At 59.7% G+C, this 18701-nt stretch carries 16 protein-coding genes; 6 read left to right on the top strand and 10 right to left on the bottom strand.

Annotated features, from left to right (window positions below):
- Positions 1 to 2: 2 nt before the first annotated feature.
- Positions 3 to 857 carry an inositol monophosphatase family protein gene (locus Q7L55_00650; protein ID MDO8731079.1) on the bottom strand — a complete coding sequence of 285 codons (855 nt, stop codon included), beginning with the start codon at positions 855 to 857 and terminating at the stop codon, positions 3 to 5.
- A 38-nt stretch (positions 858 to 895) separates the two neighbouring features.
- On the opposite strand from Q7L55_00650, the gene Q7L55_00645 reads away from it, so the two are divergent.
- Both Q7L55_00645 and sepH read left to right on the top strand, forming a co-directional pair.
- A complete protein-coding gene (locus Q7L55_00645) occupies positions 896 to 2080 on the top strand; it encodes an MFS transporter (protein ID MDO8731078.1) in 1185 nt (394 codons plus the stop codon).
- A 43-nt stretch (positions 2081 to 2123) separates the two neighbouring features.
- Positions 2124 to 2816 carry a septation protein SepH gene (gene sepH / locus Q7L55_00640; GenBank protein ID MDO8731077.1) on the top strand — a complete coding sequence of 231 codons (693 nt, stop codon included), beginning with the start codon at positions 2124 to 2126 and terminating at the stop codon, positions 2814 to 2816.
- 25 nt (positions 2817 to 2841) lie between these two features.
- Here the strand turns inward: sepH and Q7L55_00635 are convergent, their stop codons facing one another.
- From Q7L55_00635 to Q7L55_00625, 3 genes are read right to left on the bottom strand one after another with little or no spacing between them, the layout of a single operon-like run.
- Positions 2842 to 3951, bottom strand: a complete 1110-nt coding sequence (locus Q7L55_00635) for an alkaline phosphatase family protein (protein ID MDO8731076.1) — start codon at positions 3949 to 3951, stop codon at positions 2842 to 2844.
- Entirely contained in the window at positions 3948 to 4526 is a 579-nt protein-coding gene (locus Q7L55_00630; GenBank protein ID MDO8731075.1) for a DUF5998 family protein, read from the bottom strand. Before Q7L55_00630 ends, Q7L55_00635 begins: the two co-directional genes overlap by 4 nt.
- A 4-nt stretch (positions 4527 to 4530) precedes the next feature.
- Complete coding sequence (locus Q7L55_00625; protein ID MDO8731074.1) at positions 4531 to 6921, bottom strand: GNAT family N-acetyltransferase; 2391 nt, start codon at positions 6919 to 6921, stop codon at positions 4531 to 4533.
- Positions 6922 to 7063: 142 nt separating this feature from the next.
- On the opposite strand from Q7L55_00625, the gene Q7L55_00620 reads away from it, so the two are divergent.
- Complete coding sequence (locus Q7L55_00620; GenBank protein MDO8731073.1) at positions 7064 to 9508, top strand: DNA topoisomerase (ATP-hydrolyzing); 2445 nt, start codon at positions 7064 to 7066, stop codon at positions 9506 to 9508.
- Complete coding sequence (locus tag Q7L55_00615; protein ID MDO8731072.1) at positions 9505 to 10467, top strand: sucrase ferredoxin; 963 nt, start codon at positions 9505 to 9507, stop codon at positions 10465 to 10467. Before Q7L55_00620 ends, Q7L55_00615 begins: the two co-directional genes overlap by 4 nt.
- 14 nt (positions 10468 to 10481) lie before the next feature.
- On the opposite strand, the gene Q7L55_00610 is transcribed toward Q7L55_00615, so the two are convergent.
- Positions 10482 to 11801: an FAD-dependent oxidoreductase gene (locus tag Q7L55_00610; protein ID MDO8731071.1), complete on the bottom strand. Its 1320-nt coding sequence runs from the start codon at positions 11799 to 11801 to the stop codon at positions 10482 to 10484.
- On the opposite strand from Q7L55_00610, the gene Q7L55_00605 reads away from it, so the two are divergent.
- A complete protein-coding gene (locus Q7L55_00605) occupies positions 11800 to 12054 on the top strand; it encodes a 2-hydroxymuconate tautomerase family protein (protein ID MDO8731070.1) in 255 nt (84 codons plus the stop codon). The genes Q7L55_00610 and Q7L55_00605 overlap by 2 nt on opposite strands.
- On the opposite strand, the gene Q7L55_00600 is transcribed toward Q7L55_00605, so the two are convergent.
- Positions 12051 to 12587, bottom strand: coding sequence for a carbonic anhydrase (locus Q7L55_00600; protein MDO8731069.1), 537 nt, complete (start codon positions 12585 to 12587; stop codon positions 12051 to 12053). The genes Q7L55_00605 and Q7L55_00600 overlap by 4 nt on opposite strands.
- A 31-nt stretch (positions 12588 to 12618) precedes the next feature.
- Complete coding sequence (locus Q7L55_00595; protein ID MDO8731068.1) at positions 12619 to 14679, bottom strand: DNA topoisomerase IV subunit B; 2061 nt, start codon at positions 14677 to 14679, stop codon at positions 12619 to 12621.
- Between the two features lie 208 nt (positions 14680 to 14887).
- Between Q7L55_00595 and Q7L55_00590 the strand changes: the two genes are divergently transcribed.
- Entirely contained in the window at positions 14888 to 15115 is a 228-nt protein-coding gene (locus Q7L55_00590; GenBank protein MDO8731067.1) for a hypothetical protein, read from the top strand.
- A gap of 56 nt (positions 15116 to 15171) precedes the next feature.
- On the opposite strand, the gene Q7L55_00585 is transcribed toward Q7L55_00590, so the two are convergent.
- From Q7L55_00585 to Q7L55_00575, 3 genes are all read right to left on the bottom strand, one after another.
- Positions 15172 to 16563: an RNA polymerase sigma factor gene (locus Q7L55_00585; GenBank protein ID MDO8731066.1), complete on the bottom strand. Its 1392-nt coding sequence runs from the start codon at positions 16561 to 16563 to the stop codon at positions 15172 to 15174.
- A gap of 126 nt (positions 16564 to 16689) precedes the next feature.
- A complete protein-coding gene (locus Q7L55_00580; GenBank protein ID MDO8731065.1) occupies positions 16690 to 17484 on the bottom strand; it encodes a PKD domain-containing protein in 795 nt (264 codons plus the stop codon).
- 63 nt (positions 17485 to 17547) lie between these two features.
- Positions 17548 to 18570 carry a DUF4192 domain-containing protein gene (locus Q7L55_00575; GenBank protein ID MDO8731064.1) on the bottom strand — a complete coding sequence of 341 codons (1023 nt, stop codon included), beginning with the start codon at positions 18568 to 18570 and terminating at the stop codon, positions 17548 to 17550.
- Between the last annotated feature and the right edge of the window lie 131 nt (positions 18571 to 18701).

Here is an 18701-nt window from a genome sequence, read left to right as displayed (position 1 = left end):
GACTAGCCTTGAGCCTTGCGGAGTGCAGAACGCAAGGACTCGGCGATCGATGGAACCGCGGCAACCATGGTTTCCTCATACACGCTGTCACCCCACAAGCCGCTGACGTGCGCCCCTGCCTCTTGAGCGATCAACGCACCAGCCGCAACATCCCACCGAGATAAGCCGCGCTCGTAGTAGCCATCGAAACGGCCTCGTGCCAGCCAGCAGAAGTCGATCGCCGCTCCGCCCATCCTTCGAAAATCCCGCACTTGACCAGCGATTGCCAGCACCACGGCTGCCTGCTCCCGACGGCGTTGCGCCGAATATCCAAAGCCGGTGGCCACCATTGCCATTTCCAAGCCGGCGCATTGCCCCACCTGCAGGCGGTCGACCGAAGTCGGATCAGTCAGTGCCTGCCGAACGAGCCAGGCTCCCCCGCCCGCTATGCCGACGAATGCCTCGTCGAAATCCGGCGCCACCACAATCCCTACTACTGACTTCTCCTGAACTTCGGCGGCAACCGACACTGACCACATCGGAATTCGATAGAGATAGTTGACGGTGCCATCCAGAGGATCCACGACCCAGCGAACCCCTGAGCTTCCGAGCCTTTGGCCTCCCTCTTCGCCAAGAAAGCCATCATTTGGTCGAGCCCCCAAAAGACGAGTCACCAGGATCTGCTCTGCTCCTCGGTCCATTTCTGTCACCGCATCCACCGCGCTGGACTTGGACTCCACCGCCAGATCGCTTGGCCGCTCATCGCGCAAATACCGCGCTGCCTCAATGGCGCTGTCCCAGGCCAAGGGCAGCAATGCATGCCGGGTGAGCAAATCGGAGAGTTGTTCCATGAGCCCAATCATGGTCGCTTCGCCCATAGGTGCATTCGGGCCGGTGCGGCACTACCGTGAGTGTGATGTTGGCTTCCTACCGCGAGGTGCTGCGGACGCCTGGAGCCTTGAGATTTTCTACTGCGGCATTCATTGCCCGCTTGCCGACAGCGATCGTCATGTTGGCGATCGTCCTATACGTCTCTGCAAGCACTGGCTCTTACGCGCAGGCCGGCGCACTCGCTGCTGCCTTCCAGATTTCCTCAGCCGTCGGCGGCCTTGTCGCCAGTCGCATCATGGATCGGCGTGGTCAGCGAGCCACTCTGCCCGCGCTGGCAATGCTGAATGTCTCTGGACTCGCGCTGTTCGTCTTGAGCCAAGGAAATCTCCTGGTGCAGGTGATCGGCGTCGTCATTGCAGGAGCCGCGTATCCACCAATAGGTTCCGTGGTGCGCTCACGATGGGCCAATGCGCTCAACGGATCACCTGACCAGTTGCGCACAGGCTTTGCCTGGGAAAGCGTTCTTGACGAGTTGATCTTCTCTGTTGGTCCACTGATCACAGCCGTGATAGCCGTTCAACTCGGGTTTGCCTGGCCTCTGGTCTTGGCGGGCGCGCTCACGGTGACCGGTTGCCTGTTGCTTGCGCATGAATACGCGACCCAGCCACCCGTGCACGCCCAGCATCACGATCTTGGCAACGTGCTGCGACAGAAGGCAATGTGGCGAATGCCCATCATCGGAGCAGCCTTCGGCTGGGTATTTGGCAGCTACGAAGTCACCACGGTGGCATTCACCGCCAATCAGGGGCGGGCGGGCTGGAGCGGGTTTGTGCTGGGCCTATGGGCATTTGGATCTGGCTTGGGCGGATTGTGGTTTGGCCAGCGGGTGTGGCGGGCTCCTTTGCAACGCCAACTCGTGGTCTGCACATTCATTCTTGGTGTCGCGCTCATCCCGGCAATCTTCGTGGGTTCTGTTCCGATTCTGGCGGTCACCACCTTCCTTGCAGGGGCGGCGATCTCACCTGGACTGATATCAACCTACGCACTTGTCGAGCGACTGGTTCCATCCCTATTGCTCACCGAAGCATTGACGTGGACCAACTCCGGAATGATTCTGGGATACGCGGCAGGCACTGCCCTGTCTGGCTTGTTCATTGATTCTCTCGGCACTTCCATCAGTTTTGTTCTGCCGGTACTCGGCGCTTGGATTGCAACCCTGCTGGCCTTGGGACCGACACCTGTAACGCACGCAGCACTGAGCGCACCTTGAGGCGCTATGTTGTGCCTTTAGATTCGCATGTGAGGAGAAGGCCCTGGAACCGCTGAGCCCCAGAGAGATCCAGGCTCGTGTGCGTGCGGGTGCGGATCCAGAGGTTATTGCGGCTGAAACCGGTTGGCCCATTGACAAGGTCATGCGCTACGCCGGCCCACCGTTAGCCGAACGCAGTTACGTTGCCGGTCAAGCGCTCAACACCGAACTTCGTCGCACCGGGAAGTCCGTCTCACTCGCCGACACCGTGGCTATAGCTATCGCACCGGACAAATACCCCGCTGCCAACATCATCTGGGACTCCTACCGACGCGAAGACGGCAAGTGGATCATCATCGCCGCACTGCCCAAGTGGAAGCACGGAACCATGGCCTCTTGGAGCTATGACCACGAAGGACACAACCTGCATCCACTCGATGATGTCGCGCGTCGGCTTATGGGTGTTGCACCAGAAGGCGAGCTCGACTTCATCACCGAAACGCCAATCGCGGTGCTGGTCGAAGAAGCCGAAGTGGAAATCGTCGAGGATTCACGTCCGCGACTCGTGGCTGTACCCGCGCTCAAAACTGTAGAGCCAGAACATCAGACCATGATGCTGCCCATTGCTGAAGAAGAGCCAGCGGTAGCTCCGGCTCGCCCTGCCGCAAAGAAGGCCACCAAGGCCAAGGGCAAGCGCGCCAGCATTCCGACTTGGGACGAAATCCTGTTCGGCACCAGCCGCAACGACGACCTCTAGACACTCAACGGTGATACACAGGTCCTCAGACCAGAGTCACCAGACATGGGATCTCCCACTCATCACTGCTCATTGAGCCATGCTGACCAGCCAGCGCCGAGACCTTCTTGTCAACGGTGGCGGTCAACGCGACATCTGAACGGGCAAAAGCAATCACATCGCCAATGCGTTCAACGATCTCGTCGACAGCCAGCCCAATTACGCCACTGGAGAGCAACTCTTCCTTTTCCACCACTTGAGCACGATCACCGAGAGCTTCTTTCCAACGCGCAGCCACCTGCGATGCCTGACCGGGCTCGGAATAGATGTGTCGCGCTCGCGGTTCGCCGGCGACCAACCACACTCCATCGGTGAATTCGCTGCCCACGTCGACAGCCACCCGCGTGTTGCAGTTCACCATCCCGTGGTCTGAGGTGACGACCATCGCGGAATTTCTAGGCAGAGCGCTGCGTAGCGCTTCGACCAGTTGATCAACACGTGCCAGAGCCTTGAGCCAGTCCTTGCTGCCGACGCCGAACTCATGCCCGATGCGATCCAGTTGCGGCCAGTACACATAGGTGAATGAACGCAGACTTGTTGAGGTAGCCGCGAGCACACCTCGAACACGCTGAATGGCATCCTCTGCTGCTTCGTAAGCACCCCCGCGCAAGACCGCACGCGTGAGCCCGCTGTTGCGATAGACCTCGGGCGCAACTGTGGTGACGTGGATGCCTGCATCGGCCATCAGTTCGAACATCGTGGGTTCAGGTTGAACCGCCAAGGCCGGGATGCCTGACGCCCAGTGCAGGGGAACGAGCACGTGTTCGAATTCAGGAAGCCAGAACGAGGCCCCCACAATGCCGTGTGTGCCGGGCAACTCGCCGGTGCCGAATGATCCGAGAGCGACTGGCGTTGTCGAGGGGATTGTCGTTGCTGCTCTTGGCCCACTCATGCTGGCGAGCACTGGCGCAGTCGACGCATATTCACGCATCTGAGTGGCGCCCAGCCCATCGATAAGGCAACAGATGACGTGCTGGGGCTCGCCGAGCTGTATTGCATCGGTATAGCCACGCACGCGAAGTGCGGCAGCAGCCGAGGGCAGGATCTGAGAAAGGGAAATCTCGCCTGGCGCGTCTGGCAAGGCGCTGTACGTCAACGAAGTCGCGCAGCCGTTGCCTGAGACAGCGCTGATGCAAATGCGAGAGCCTGCTCAACTACGTCGGCGCCATCGGCGACCTGCGACACACGGACCGACAGATCATCATTGCTGGAGGTGCCCGTGTAGCCGTGATCGGCTTCGCACTGTGGATCCCCACAACTCGCCGGTTCGAGTTCAATGCGTGACACCGCACCCCAGCCGATCGTGATGACTACTTCTGCAGCGCTGCCACCCGCCAAGTGCGTAGCTGGCTCGCTCACCACTCGAGTCACAACGACAGAATCAACACGCTCCAAACGAACTGCCTCGGTTGATGCCGTGGCAAAGGACACCGGATGATGCTCATCAGCTGGGTGCTCGTCCGTATGGCCAACGATCAATCGGGTTGGGGTGAGCGCAAGAACAGTGACATGGCGACGTAACTCATCATGATCAAACGTTGCTTCGTGGTGGACCAGATAGGCCTGCAGGGATTCACCAGCGAGGGCAGTATCAAGAGCGTCTGCTACCAAGTCTGGGTAGTACCCACTTCGCTGAATATCGGTGCGCAGGCGTTGATCAAGATTGGACACTTGTTCATCCTGCCATGCGGCGCACGCGTGGGTCGAAGACCTGCGGATTCGGATCAAGGGTAATTGAGACCGATGCCGAGCGTTGATCGCCGACAAACCTGAGATCAGCCAAACTCACGAGTGAGATTTCGGGAGCCCATTCGGGCAACCAGCTGAGTTGGTACAGATATTCGGAATAGGAAGCTGCCAATTGCTCGCCACCCACAAGCGGAAATGCCCGCATTGAGGCAACCGCATCGGCCGCATGATTTGGGTGCATCGGCGCCAGCCGATACACGATGTCGTCCAGGACTGCCGCAATCGGATCCGCGACGCCAATCCCGCAGACTGGACCAAATTGCGGGTCCATGACCAAAGTCAGGGTGCAACCACGTCCGACCAAGCCGGCCGTCGGAATTGCCTGCAAAGGCAGGCCTGCTGCCGTGAGTAGCTCTCGGGCTTCCCGTTCAGACAGATGTTGATCACCGCGACCAAGGGCGTCGCTGATGATCTGCTCGATCCGCTCCACGTCCACTACCTCAGGTGGCTCAGGATCATCGGACAAAGTTTCGCGCCAATGCTCAAATCTCTGCAAAGAGCCAAGAGCGCTGACGGCATCCTCAACATCGAGAAAAGTCGGAACGCCATCAGCAATGCAGAAACTCACGTTGGAGTCCTGCATCACCGCGAGAACCGGTTTGGCCACTGCGTGTCCTTCCTCGAGCATCATTTCTCGAATCTCGCGATCTCGACTGCCACTCGTACCGGGTGTGTGGATCAGGAGCAGGGCATCGACACGATCCTCTTCAAGCACCCGACGCACGGCCGGCCGGTAGCCCTCGGAATCCTGCACCGTTGGCAGGGTGATTGGACCAGCAGCCAGATCGCAGCCAATGCGGTATGCGGCGTTGCCGGCAAGCACCATGAGCGCCTCGCTATTGCCGACAACTGCAATACCGGTGCCAGCAGGCAGGGGTTGGCTATCAAGCACCCCCGCCAGATTCAGCATCTCGTCGATGGAACCCAGAACGATGGGACCTGACGCTTGCAGGACGTCGTCCATCGCATGTTCGCTGAGTCTGGTTCGCTCTGCGCGGTGACCCGAAGGCAAATTCAGTCCGGCTCCACCGACCTGCACCATGAGCACTGGCTTCGTCGCTGCGATGCGCCGTACCAATCGTGCGAACTTCCGAGGATTACCAAAGCTCTCCAGATACAGCAGAATTGTTCGGGTTCGCTCGTCGGACTCCCAGTACTGCAAGAGATCGTTGCCGGATACGTCTGCTCGATTGCCTGCCGAAACAAAGGAACTCACACCGAGCCCGCGCTGTTCAAGACGACTCAGGATCGAGCCGCCCAAGGCGCCTGACTGGCTGAAGAAGCCGATGGATCCCTGGCGAGGCATCGATGGGGCAAGTGAGGCATTCATTTCGGCATCCGGATCAGTGTTGATGAGTCCAAGCGCGTTCGGCCCTACCAAGCGGATCCCCTGCGTCCGGCAGAAGGCTAAGAGATCGGCCTGCAATCGCATGCCCTCAGCGCCGGCATCGCCGAAGCCTCGACCAATGACGATCAAGCCCGAGATCCCGGCCAGGGCGGCATCGGCCACTGCCGCGGCGACCTGCCTGGCCGGCACGGCGACGATTGCCATGTCCACGTGGCCTGCATCGCGAAGGCTTGACAGGCAAGGGATTCCGAGCACTGAAACAGCCTGCGGATGAATCGGAATGATGCGTCCTTTGAAGCCTCCGTGCATCAGGTTCTCGACGAGCTCCCGACCCACATTGCCCGGTCGATCTGAAGCTCCAATGACCGCCACCGATGTAGGGGTCATGAGCAGGTTGACGCTGCGAGCCTCGGCGCGGTGCTCGCGCGCAAGGGAGACGGCGCGACTTTCCTCTGTCGATGCGACGGCAAAACTGATGGCCAAGACGTGATCCTCATAGCGCTGCGCGATCGTGTAGCCAGCCTCCTTGAAGGTGTTGATCATCCTTCTGTTCTCCGGCAGGACTTCAGCTACGAAGCGGGAGACTCCTCGGTCGCGCGCAGCCGCGGCCAGATGTTCAAGGAAAACCGAGCCCAGGCCTCGTCCTTGGTATTCATCGCGAATGGTGAAGGCGATCTCCGCGTCGCTCTCGTTGAGTCGCTCATAACGTCCAACACCAACAATCTCGTCATTCACGATGGCAACGAAGGCCACCCGATCGACGTAGTCCACATGGGTGAGGTGCTCGAGTTCTCGCTCGCTCAGAAATGGCTTGGAAGTGAAATACCGAAAGTAGATGGTCTCCGGAGACAGACTCTTGTGGAAGGCCTGCATCCTGTCGGTGTCATCTGGCGTGATGGGCCGCAGATTGACGGGTCGGCCGTTGGACAAGACGACATCGGCTTCCCACTCAATCGGGTAATCCGCCATCACTCCCCCTGCGCCATGACGCCATTCTCGTCTCCCTGTGGTGTGTCCCCCAATCATGGCGGACACGACGGGGACTGCCCGATGCCCAATCAGGCAAGGTCGAGCCGGTAGCGTCAAGCGACAGCGTCAGAAGGGCTCGAACATGGCACGCCGCACCTCCCGCTCGGCCCCACCGGGGGAAGGGCGCATCATCGATGTGGATGTGGCTGCCGAAATGCAGTCCTCATTCCTCGAATACGCCTACTCGGTCATCTATTCGCGAGCCCTGCCTGATGCTCGCGATGGGCTCAAGCCGGTCCAGCGCCGAATTCTGTTCCAGATGGGGCAGATGGGACTTCGTCCCGACCGCGGCCACGTCAAGAGCGCGCGAGTTGTGGGCGAGGTGATGGGCCGGCTGCATCCACACGGCGATTCGGCGATCTACGACGCCCTGGTGCGCATGGCACAGCCTTTCTCCCTGCGTCTGCCAATGATCGACGGGCATGGCAACTTCGGTTCACCTGACGATGGGCCAGCTGCCATGCGCTACACCGAGGCCCGCTTGGCTCCCGCCGCCTTGTCGATGACGGCAACCATCGACGAAGACACTGTCGACTTCGTCGCCAACTACGACGGTCGCGAGACAGAACCTGTGGTGTTGCCCTCAGCCATTCCGAATCTGCTCGTCAATGGCGCATCTGGCATCGCGGTAGGCATGGCCACGAACCTCGTACCGCACAACCTCACCGAAGTGGTCGGCGCGGCGCGCCATCTGCTTGCTCACCCTGATGCCGAGCTGGCAGCGATCATGCGCTTCATCCCTGGGCCAGACTTGCCCGGCGGCGGAGTGATTGTCGGCTTGGATGGAGTCCGCGAGGCCTACGCCACCGGTCGCGGCAGTTTCCGGGTGCGTGCGCGCACCCGTATCGAACAGGTGAGTCCGCGTCGTCAAGGCATCGTCGTCACTGAATTGCCAATGAACGTAGGTCCTGAGCGAGTCATCGAGCGCATGAAGGATCTCGTTCAGGCCAAGAAATTGCAGGGCATTTCCGATGTAGCTGATCTCACTGATGGCGAATCAGGACTCAACTTGGTCATTGAGATCAAGAATGGATTCAACGCTGACGCTGTGCTCGAACAGCTTTTCAAGCTCACGCCGATGGAAGACCAAGTCAGCGTCAATGCCGTAGCGCTCGTCGATGGACAGCCGAGAACCCTTGGCCTCATTGAACTGCTGCAAGTCTTTCTTGACCACCGCATCGACGTGGTGCGCAGACGCAGCAACTATCGCCGTCGCAAGGCACAGGATCGTCTGCATCTTGTTGAAGGTCTACTCATCGCCATCATCGACATCGATGAGGTCATTCAATTGATCCGCGAATCTGATGATGTGGCGGCAGCACGCGATCGAATGATGCAAGTCTTCGATCTCAGCCTTGAACAGACCAATTACATTCTGGACATGCCACTGCGGCGCCTCACAAAGTTCTCGCGCATCGAACTCGAGACCGAAGCAGAAGAGCACCGCACCGCCATCGCAACTCTGACACGGATTCTTGAGGATGAATCGGAGTTGCGCGACCTCGTTTCATCCGAATTGCAAGAGGTCGTGCAAGAACACGCAAGCCCTCGGCGCACCCTGCTCATGGAATCAGCTTCGGTGCCAGCAGCAAGTGCAATGCCACTCGAGATTGACGATGTGCCTTGCGTGGTGCTGCTTTCAAGTGCCGGACTGCTCGCGCGCACAGCGCCAATCGAACTGACTCAGAATCCTGATGCAGCGCGCGCACAGCATGATGTGATCATCAGCGCCTGCGTCACCACCTCTCGCGGTGAGATAGGCGTCGTCACCAGCAGCGGTCTGGTCTGGCGGCTCTCGGTACTGGAATTGCCGAACTTGCCGCCAGTGAACGGATCACCGGCACTCAGCGCGGGCGCGCCTGTGGGCGCATTCCTTGATCTGCCAAGCGGCGAGCAGGTGCTTGCGCTCACTCCTTTGGATGAAACCGGAGGGCTGTTCCTGGCCACCGCGCATGGCAAGGTCAAGCGCGTGGTTCCCGAGGCACTGACCAAAACGTCGTGGGAGGTTATCCGATTGGACGACGGTGATCGAGTTGTGGGCGCAGCGCGCATGGACGAGAGTGCCGCCGAGCAGCAGGACATCATCCTGATTGCCGACGATGCCCAAGTCTTGCGCTTTCCTGCCACCTCGGTTCGCCCAACAGGTCGAGCAGCCGGTGCAATGGCCGGAATCAAACTCTCGGCTGGAGCCACGCTGATCGGCGCCTTTGCCACCGATCGCTCTCGCCCGGCCGTGCTGGTCACAATCGCCGGCTCTTCTGCCGCCTTGCCCGGCACCGATGCAGGAACGATCAAGGTGAGCGACCTCAGCGAGATCCCGGCCAAGGGTCGGGGAACCGGCGGAGTCCGGAGTCATCGATTCCGCTCGGGCGAAGATGCCTTGCAATTGGGATGGGCTGGCCCGTCCCCTGCTTGGGCGGCGAGCGCCTCTGGTGTGCCCATTGATCTGCCCACCGCGCTGGCCCGACGAGATGCCACGGGGACGCCCGGTAGCCTGCCGGTCGCCGCACTAGGAGGACCGCTATGACCCTTACCTGCTCAGCACAATCGCTTGCCGTTGACGAACCCCTGGCAGGCACGGCTCCGGTGGTCTCCTGCTACATCGTGATCGAGCAGCCAGGTGCGTGGGGACGAGAAGCGCTCCTGGAGAGTCAATTCCCGCTTGAATTGGGCGAGAAGCTGCTCGGCAAGACCATGGGTACGCACGTGAAATTGCTGCTTGCCCGGCATGCTGACCGGCTCGCGCGCGATGGCAATACCGACCACCACGTGTGGATTGCGCACACCTCCCCCGGCCTTCGAGGAATGAGGCACGGGTTTGTCACCGATCTCAACACGATTGCCGATTGGGATTTTGCCGCGATATCAGCAGGCAATCTGCCGCCGTTCGGACAATCCCAAACTTCGCCCGTGACCTTCGTGTGCACCCACGGGGCTCGGGATGCGTGCTGCGCTCTTCTTGGACGATCGGTGTATGACGAACTGCTGGCCGATGTTCCAACAGATGAACGCTCGTCTGTATGGGAGATCAGTCATATTGGCGGGCATCGCTTCGCGCCAACCATCCTCACCTTGCCCAGCGGCTCTGTTCATGGTCGACTCGATGTCGCAGCTGCAATCGAAATGCGCGCCGAGGCAGCGCAAGGCCGAGTCCTCCTGACCGGATTTCGCGGGCGCAGCGCCTACCCGGCGCCGCTCCAGGTCGCTGGTATCGCTGTACGAGACGCCTTTGATGTACGTGGGCAAGATGCAATCGATGTTCTGCGCGTAGTCAACGGCAAAGCTGTTCCAGCACCAACAAGCGTGGTCTTCATTGACGACCGGATGGAGACCGAGGTTCGCCACACCGATGGCCGCTCTTGGCGGGTAGCTGTGCAGCGGGCTCAACTTCCCGGTCTGCGCGCCGAGTCGTGCACGAAATTGCCTGAGTCGATCTTCGTGTGGAATGTCCGCGAACTTGAGCAGATTGCGGACTGGCGGCACTAGCCGCTGAGAACAACTTACGCCTGTTCTGCAATCGACAACATTGTTCCGCGATCAGCAATCGTGATCCGCTCAATGCCAAACTCCTTGCCAAGCTCACGCTCGGCTAGATCAATTGCACGCCATCCGGCCGTGGTCACGGGAACGACCCCACGCGAACTCAGGAAGTCATCAAAATCGTCCGTACTCGTGCCCGCAACAAAGCCAGCATCTGCATCGGCGAAGAGCTGGGTGACCGTTGATACCGCGTCCTTCTTGTTTGTACCGATGATTCCCGAAGGCCCACGCTTGACCCAGCCGGCGGTGTAGAGCCCGTGAGTGACCCGACCTTCGGCATGCACCACAGTTCCGGTGGACTCATCAAAGGGAACTCCGGGCAAGCCAACCCCGCGATAGCCAATGCTGCGCACAATGAACTCGGCTGGAATCTCAAACAGCTCACCTGTTCCGCTGACATGACCACCGGCATCGAAATGGGTGCGTTCAACGACCATGGATTCAGCTGATCCGTTGCCCCTGATCTCGATCGGACGGGCCATGAAGTGGAAGTGCAGAGTCTTGCCGGTGGGTTCGGGTCGCTCCATCCAGCCGCGAATGACCTCAAGATTGCGTGCAACCGCGCGGTCACCGGTGCTCCAGCCGGTCTCCTCGTCCAGGCCGGAACGATCCACACGAACGCCCGTGGCTTCCAATTCACCCAGCTCTTTGAGTTCCTTGGTCGTAAATGTTGCCTGCGCCGGACCGCGACGACCGACGATGTGAATGTCGCTGATATGCGCGCTGGCCAGAGTTGCTCGCACATGTGCGGGCATGTCGGTTGTGCTCAGTTCTTCGGGAGTCTTCGCCAACACTCGTGCCACGTCGACGGCCACATTGCCAAGACCCACTACCGCTGCGTGCTTCACCGTTGGCAGCCAGGATTCGAAGAATGCCCGATCTGCATCAGGGTGGCCGCAGTACCAAGCCACGAAATCAGTCGCTCCAAGGCAACCGCGAAGTTCTTCACCCGGTACGCCCATGTGACGATCCGACGAGGATCCGTAGGTAAGGATCACTGCGTCGAAATGCTCTTGAAGTTCATGCACGTGGACATCGACACCAACGGTGACATTGCCCAGGAAACGCACGCCAGGCTGATCCAAGATGCGATCCAGGTTGTCGCGCACTGAGCGGATGCTGAAGTGGTCAGGGGCCACGCCGTAACGGACCAGCCCAAACGGAGCCGGCAGGCGATCGATGACATCCACAGTGGCTCGACCAGATTCGGCCAGGGCTGCCGCGGCATACATGCCAGCCGGACCAGATCCCACGACGGCGATGCGCAGTGGTTGGTGCATGAAGGTCCCCTGTCAGTTCGATACGGTGCGAGTCTCAATCGATCAGGGAGACTACATGCCCTTCATTCAGGTGACGATGCTCGAAGGCCGGACCATCGACCAGAAGCAGGAACTGATGCGTAAGCTCAACAGCGCAGCAGCCGAAGTCTTAGGCGGCGACCCGAATCGCATCCGGATTGCCTTGATAGAAGTCACAGGAGACGACTGGGGCATCGGTGGGGAATCCTTCAACTCCCTGCAAGCTGGCAGTTAGGCGGCCTTCGGGATCAGGCGACCCGTGTGGACGTCGTAGATCGCACCGCCCACCACGAGTCCCGCAGGCAGCAAAGGGTGCGAACGAATCCGAACGAGATCGGTGATCAGCGCCGACTCTTGATTGTCGACCGTGCGAAACTCAACACTGCGCGTGTCCACGCCGAATTCGCGATCAATCGCCTCGTGAATCTCTGATTCTGGGGCACTGGCCATCCGGCAATCGGTATGTGGCATCACCAACACGCGATTCACGCCCAGCAGATAGGTGGCCAAGATCAGAGTGCGCAAGACGTCATCAGTAACGCGCGCGCCTGCATTTCGAAGGATCTTCACATCGCCAGCGGACATCCCTATCAGTCCGAGTGGATTGACGCGCGAATCCATACACGTGATCACTGCCAGACCCTTGGCCGCACGCCCAGAGAGATTGGACCCAGTGAACCGCGAGGCGAATTCAGCATTGCCAGCGATGACATCCGCAAACTCTTCAGCGGGGAAAGCCTGAACATCGTCAGCGTCGTAAATTGGCATATCTGGAATCTAGCGCCTACACGTCAATTACTCATGCGTCGATGCGATCGCGATCGAGTCCAGCAGCCCCATCAACGATGAACTCCTTGCGAGGAGCGACATCGTTGCCCATCAGCAGATCAAAGACTGAGATGGCCGCATTCGCGTCATGCATGGTGATGCGACGCAAGGTGCGGTGTGCTGGATCCATCGTGGTTTCGCGCAATTGACCCGAGTCCATTTCGCCTAGTCCCTTGTAGCGCTGGATGGGATCCTTGATCTTTCGTCCGCGCTTCTCAGCATCGGCAATCACTGTTCGCATCTCGGCATCGGAATACGTGTAGACGATGTCATTGGCCTTGCTCCCGGCATTGATGATCTCTACTCGGTGCAGAGGCGGAACGGCGGCGAACACCCGGCCATGCTCCAGCATCGGTTTCAAGTATGCATGGATCAAAGTCAGCAGCAGACAACGAATGTGCGCGCCATCGACATCGGCGTCGGACATCAGAATGATTTTTCCGTAGCGCGCTTGATCGATGTCGAAGGAGCGACCCGAACCGGCACCAATCACCTGAATGATCGAAGCACATTCAGAGTTCTTGAGCATGTCTGAGAGCGAGGATTTCTGAACATTCAGAATCTTGCCGCGAATGGGCAGCAGCGCCTGGAAGTCTGAGTTTCGAGCCGACTTCGCGGTGCCCAATGCACTATCACCCTCGACGATGAACAACTCACTGTGCTCGACTTGATCTGAGCGACAATCAACGAGCTTTGCTGGCAGAGCCGAGGATTCAAGGGCTGTCTTTCGGCGTTGGGTATCGCGATGCGCGCGCGCCGAGACGCGCGCCCGCATCGCATTGGCGGCTTTGTCGAGTACCGCCTTTGTAGCCGCCTTGTCACCGCGAGGAGGAGTCGCGAACCACTTCGTCAATTCTTTGGTGACGACATTGCTCACGATGCGACTTGCCGCTGGCGTGCCAAGAATTTCTTTCGTCTGCCCTTCGAACTGCGGCTCGGCGAGTCGCACAGCGACCACCGCCGTCAGGCCCTCGAAGACGTCGTCCTTGGCGACATTGTCTTCACCGGCGCGCAGCGCCTTGGTCGCACGCAACTGGTCGTTGAAGACTTTCGTGATTGCCCGCTCGAAGCCGGCCACATGAGTGCCGCCCTTGGGTGTGGCGATGACATTGACGAAGGAGCGCAGGAGCGAGTCGTAGCCAAGGTCCCAGCGAAGAGCAATGTCGACGACGAGTTCGCGCTCAAGTTCTTGCGGAGACATGTGGCCCTTGCTATCGATCACGGGCACGGTCTCGTGAAAGTGACCTTGGCCCACCAGCCGGATAGTTGGCGAGACGGCTTCGCCTGCACTCAGGGATTCGACATATTCACCAATGCCGCCCTTGTGCTGAAAACGCTCTTCGTAGATATCTGATTCATCGCGCAGATCATGCAGGGCAATCGTCAGTCCTGGAACGAGAAATGTGCTCTGCATCGCGCGGTCGCGCAAAGCCAGTCGGTCATAGTCAGCGTCCTTGGTGAAGACCTGGCGATCAGCCCACCACCGAATACGCGTTCCTGTCTTCTTCAGCGGCGCTTTGCCAATGACAGCCAGCCCTGACTTCTTGCTGAACTCGGCATCTGGGCCAGGACCGTCGAATACTCCTGTGACTCCACGCTTGAAGTTTGCGCAGTGCACCTTTCCGCCCCGGTCGACCTCAACGTCAAGGCGGCTGGATAGCGCGTTCACAACAGATGCCCCTACTCCGTGCAGACCGCCAGAAGCTGCATACGAGCCGCCACCAAATTTCCCGCCAGCGTGCAATTTGGTCAGGACGACCTCGACCCCGCTGAGTCGGGTCTTGCGTTCAATGTCCACGGGAATGCCACGGCCATCGTCGTGCACTTCTGCTGATCCGTCCGGATGCAAGGTGATGTCGATCAAAGTGCAATGGCCGGCAAGGGCTTCATCAACTGCGTTATCCACGATCTCCCACAAGCAGTGCATGAGGCCGCGACCGTCGTTGGAGCCGATGTACATCCCGGGTCGCTTGCGAACTGCATCAAGGCCTTCAAGAACTGCGAGATCCTTGGCAGAGTAGGTCGAAGGCACCTCGCAAACCTACTCGCTGACCTTGCGCAGACCCGGATGCCACGAATGAACGCATGTTCATATGTCAGCCAGATAACAATTCGGTTTCGCTTTAGGTGAACGACACGGCGTGGCATCGCAGGAATAAGAATTGCATGTAAGACTGTTATCCACATTGCACAGGCATTGGTAATTAGAAGCCAAAGCCAGAGACAAGTTGGAGGTTCCGATGGCCACCACAATGACAGCACCCGCGCTGGCCGCTACCGACCGTTGCGATCGCTGCAATTCCCAAGCCTATGTTCGTGTAGTGCTGCCTGGCGGATCTGACTTGCTCTTTTGCGGACACCACTGGAATCGCCATGAGGATGCATTGCGTCCGCAGGCGATCGAGGTATTCGACGAAACGCATCGGCTTGAAGTCGCAGCTCACGTCAGCAGCAGTGACGATCGCTAACTGACCACAAGTCAAGGGGCCCCGAGAATTTTTCTCGGGGCCCCTTACTGTTCCTGCTAGTCCAGATAGTCGCGCAGCACCTGCGAGCGCGAAGGGTGACGCAACTTCGACATCGTCTTGCTCTCTATCTGTCGAATGCGCTCACGCGTCACTCCGTAGACCTTGCCGATTTCGTCCAGAGTCTTGGGCTGACCATCGGTCAATCCAAAACGCATTCGTACGACTCCTGCCTCGCGATCAGACAAGGTGTCCAGCACCGACTCCAACTGCTCTTGCAGCAATGTGAAGGACACCGCATCGGAAGGGACGATGGCCTCAGAATCCTCGATGAGGTCGCCGAACTCGCTGTCACCTTCCTCGCCCAGGGGGGTGTGCAAGGAGATGGGCTCTCGTCCATACTTCTGTACCTCGACGACCTTTTCAGGGGTCATGTCGAGTTCCTTGGCGAGCTCTTCGGGCGTTGGTTCGCGACCCAGATCCTGGAGCATCTGACGCTGGACACGAGCGAGCTTGTTGATGACCTCGACCATGTGCACTGGGATACGGATGGTGCGAGCCTGATCGGCCATAGCTCGCGTGATGGCCTGACGAATCCACCAAGTCGCGTAGGTCGAGAACTTGTAGCCCTTGGTGTAGTCGAACTTCTCAACTGCGCGGATGAGTCCGAGATTGCCTTCCTGAATCAGATCCAGGAACAGCATTCCGCGGCCGGTGTAACGCTTGGCCAGCGAGACAACCAGGCGCAGGTTGGCTTCCAGGAGGTGGTTCTTGGCGCGGCGTCCGTCCTCGGCGATCCAGAGCAGATCGCGCTCGAACTTCTTGTCCATCTTCTTGGGGTCAGCCAACTTCTCTTCGGCGAACAGGCCAGCCTCGATGCGCTTGGCCAGATCAACCTCTTGCTCGGCATTGAGCAGCGGGACCTTGCCGATCTGTTTGAGGTAGTCCTTGACCGGGTCAGCTGTGGCTCCGGCCACGGTGACGGTCTGAACAGGCTCGTCGGTGTCGTCGACGTCGGAGATGACGAAGCCTTTTTCCTCCTCGGCGCCTGCCGGGGTGGCCTCAGTCTCGGTGTCGCTATCAACCTCTGCGAGATCCTCGGCGAGTTCGGCTTCAAGCTCGACCTCAAGCTCAGCAACGACAACGAGGGCAGCCGGGTCTACGTCCTCGGCGTCAATGGCCACCAGGCCGTCTTCGGTCTCAATGACGTCGACGAGCACCTCATCGTCAGCAACCAGGGCAGCGCCCTTCTTGGCTGTGGACTTGCCAGCGGCAGCCTTCTTGGCTGCGGGCTTGGCGGGGGCAGCAGGAGCGGCCTTCTTAGCAGCCGGCTTTGCCGGAGCAGCAGGAGCGGCCTTCTTGATCGGGCTTACCTTTGACGGCGTGACAGCGGCCTTCTTCACCGGGGCTGTCGGGGTCTTGGCTGTGGTCTTCTTGGTAGCGGTGGCCATGTGCAGGTTCAATGCCTTTCATCAACCGATGTCCACGACAAGAGCCCGTGTCAAGCCTTTGCAGACTTGTACGGGCCGTGGTCCCCTGATTCTGCCACATAAATCCGACGATTGCGCCAACACGTCCTAGGTCAACACCGCCCGGCCCTGGCCGACCTCAATTCGGGTGGCTGCGAACTGAATAACTGGCCCTTCCACGGCGAAAGGCCCCTGTCCGTCCACGGTGTAGGTGGCCGTCCAGGTTGTCCGGAGGCGAACCTGGAAGACCCCAGCCTTGCGGTAGACGTGCGAAACCGTCCGATCCGGATACCGGCTGCCAGCGCTTTGGGTGTCAAGGCGCCCGCCGTCGCCAAAATCCCAATGCCAATGGGCAATCGGGGCGAGCACTATGGCAAGAGATCCGATGCGGTGACGTGATGGTGCCAAGGCAACTGGCTGCCCTGAATCGAACAGAGTTGGCACCTGCGGTAGCAGGCCCTGACTGGGTTGGCTGCTGATTCTCGCCTGAGGCACCGCACGAGCAAAAGTCTCGTGCAAGGCCTGCCCGGCGGAATCGATGGATGCTTCACTGCTTGCACCCACGCACTCCAATCCCCGATCAAACCACGTCAGTCCGTAGTCCAGCGAAAACCACATGCGCCGCTGTTCTTGCCCAGCTGGACAAGCTGCCGTGAGCCGGCCGCAGCCGATGGCGTTGGAATCCAAGGAGCAGGGATCCGCGGCCATCCACGTGCAATGCGCGCATGAATGCTGGCTACCGCTTGCCGAACCGTCCGAGTGTGATCCGGTATCACCGGACCCGACAAACTGATCGTTGGCATCATCGCCACTCACATCGAGCGCGCTCGTCGCGGGCAGGCCCAGGCCCAAGGAACTCAACGTCAAGAAGAGCACGGCGGCCATCCGCGAATACCAACGCATACTGACAAATTAGGCAGGTCGCCACGCTAGGCCAAGTCCGAACTGCTCGCCTGTGGACAAGGGCTAACTCAAGCCGTTGCGGCAAGAGTCGTAGGTGAGCTGCTCCATGGTTTCCTGCCACATCCGCGGCGGCAGCCCATTGGCCAATGCTGTGCTCACCAGACGCGCCAAACCGTATTCGGGCTCCTCATGTGCGGCGATATCCAAGGCCGCAGTCGCGCGGACCCCATCACCGGTCAGCCAGGCACAGATGGCGCCGACCGTCGCTGCCGGAGCGCGCTGACCTTCGGGGAGGCAGCGGATGAGCGCCCGCACGGCAAGGAAGCTGGTATTTGGATCCAATTGATGCGCCAGATGCCACAACACCGAATCGCGCACTCGAATGTCTCGCAAGCCATTGGCAAGACGCAAGCGATCAGCGCTTGCCACTACCCCGCTTTCGCAGCAGTTCAGCAGTAGACGAATGACTTCGTCTCGCCACAATTCCAGCTCGGCGGACTCCAAGGACCTGATCTCCTCGGCCAGTTGCTCCAGGTCTTCGACCAAGGCGAGCGCCGCTCCCGGTTGCGGCTCAAATTCCGCACAGACATCGTCTCGACTTGCGGCGAAGGACCAGCCTGAAAACATGAAATCGTCGCTGACCTCTGCAAGCACCTGAATGTTGAACAGCGAGATCTCCTCAGCGACTGAGCCAGATTCCAGATGTACCTGCTTCCAGCCGTCTTCGAGAACGAGCAGCACATCGAGCACTTCAGTCTCCCTGGCCTTAATCGCCTTCCCGAGCCAGACGAGCGGCAGTGCCCCTTGCGAGTCGACGGCGTCGATATGGCTTGGTGGATACCCCAGAATCACTGCTCCTTGGGCGCAGACATGACGTGCGGGCCGCACCACGGCCTCCGCCCAAGTGGCGAGCTCCTCGTGGCTTGCCTGCACTGGCCAGTCCACGCGCTGTGTCAACGCGATAACTCCGGACCGAATCCAGACCACCACCACACTTGCCTGCGGTCGAAAGCCAAGGAGGAAAGGAACAGCCGCCAAAAGGTGATGTGGACTGCGCAGTACTGGAGCGGGGATCTGAGTCTTCATGCAGCCAAGGTCGCAACTGGCTGGGCCCGGTGACAGTGGCGTCAGAATCCTGTGGACCAGAGCCCTCCGACACCCGCTTGTGCACGGGCGACTCCGGTCAAAAAAAGCGCTTGGTCATCGAAGGCTTCCCC

It is taken from the genome of Actinomycetota bacterium, assembly GCA_030650795.1.
Classification (GTDB): Bacteria; Actinomycetota; Actinomycetes; order S36-B12; family S36-B12; genus UBA11398.
This window is presented reverse-complemented; position numbering and strand designations above follow the sequence as displayed.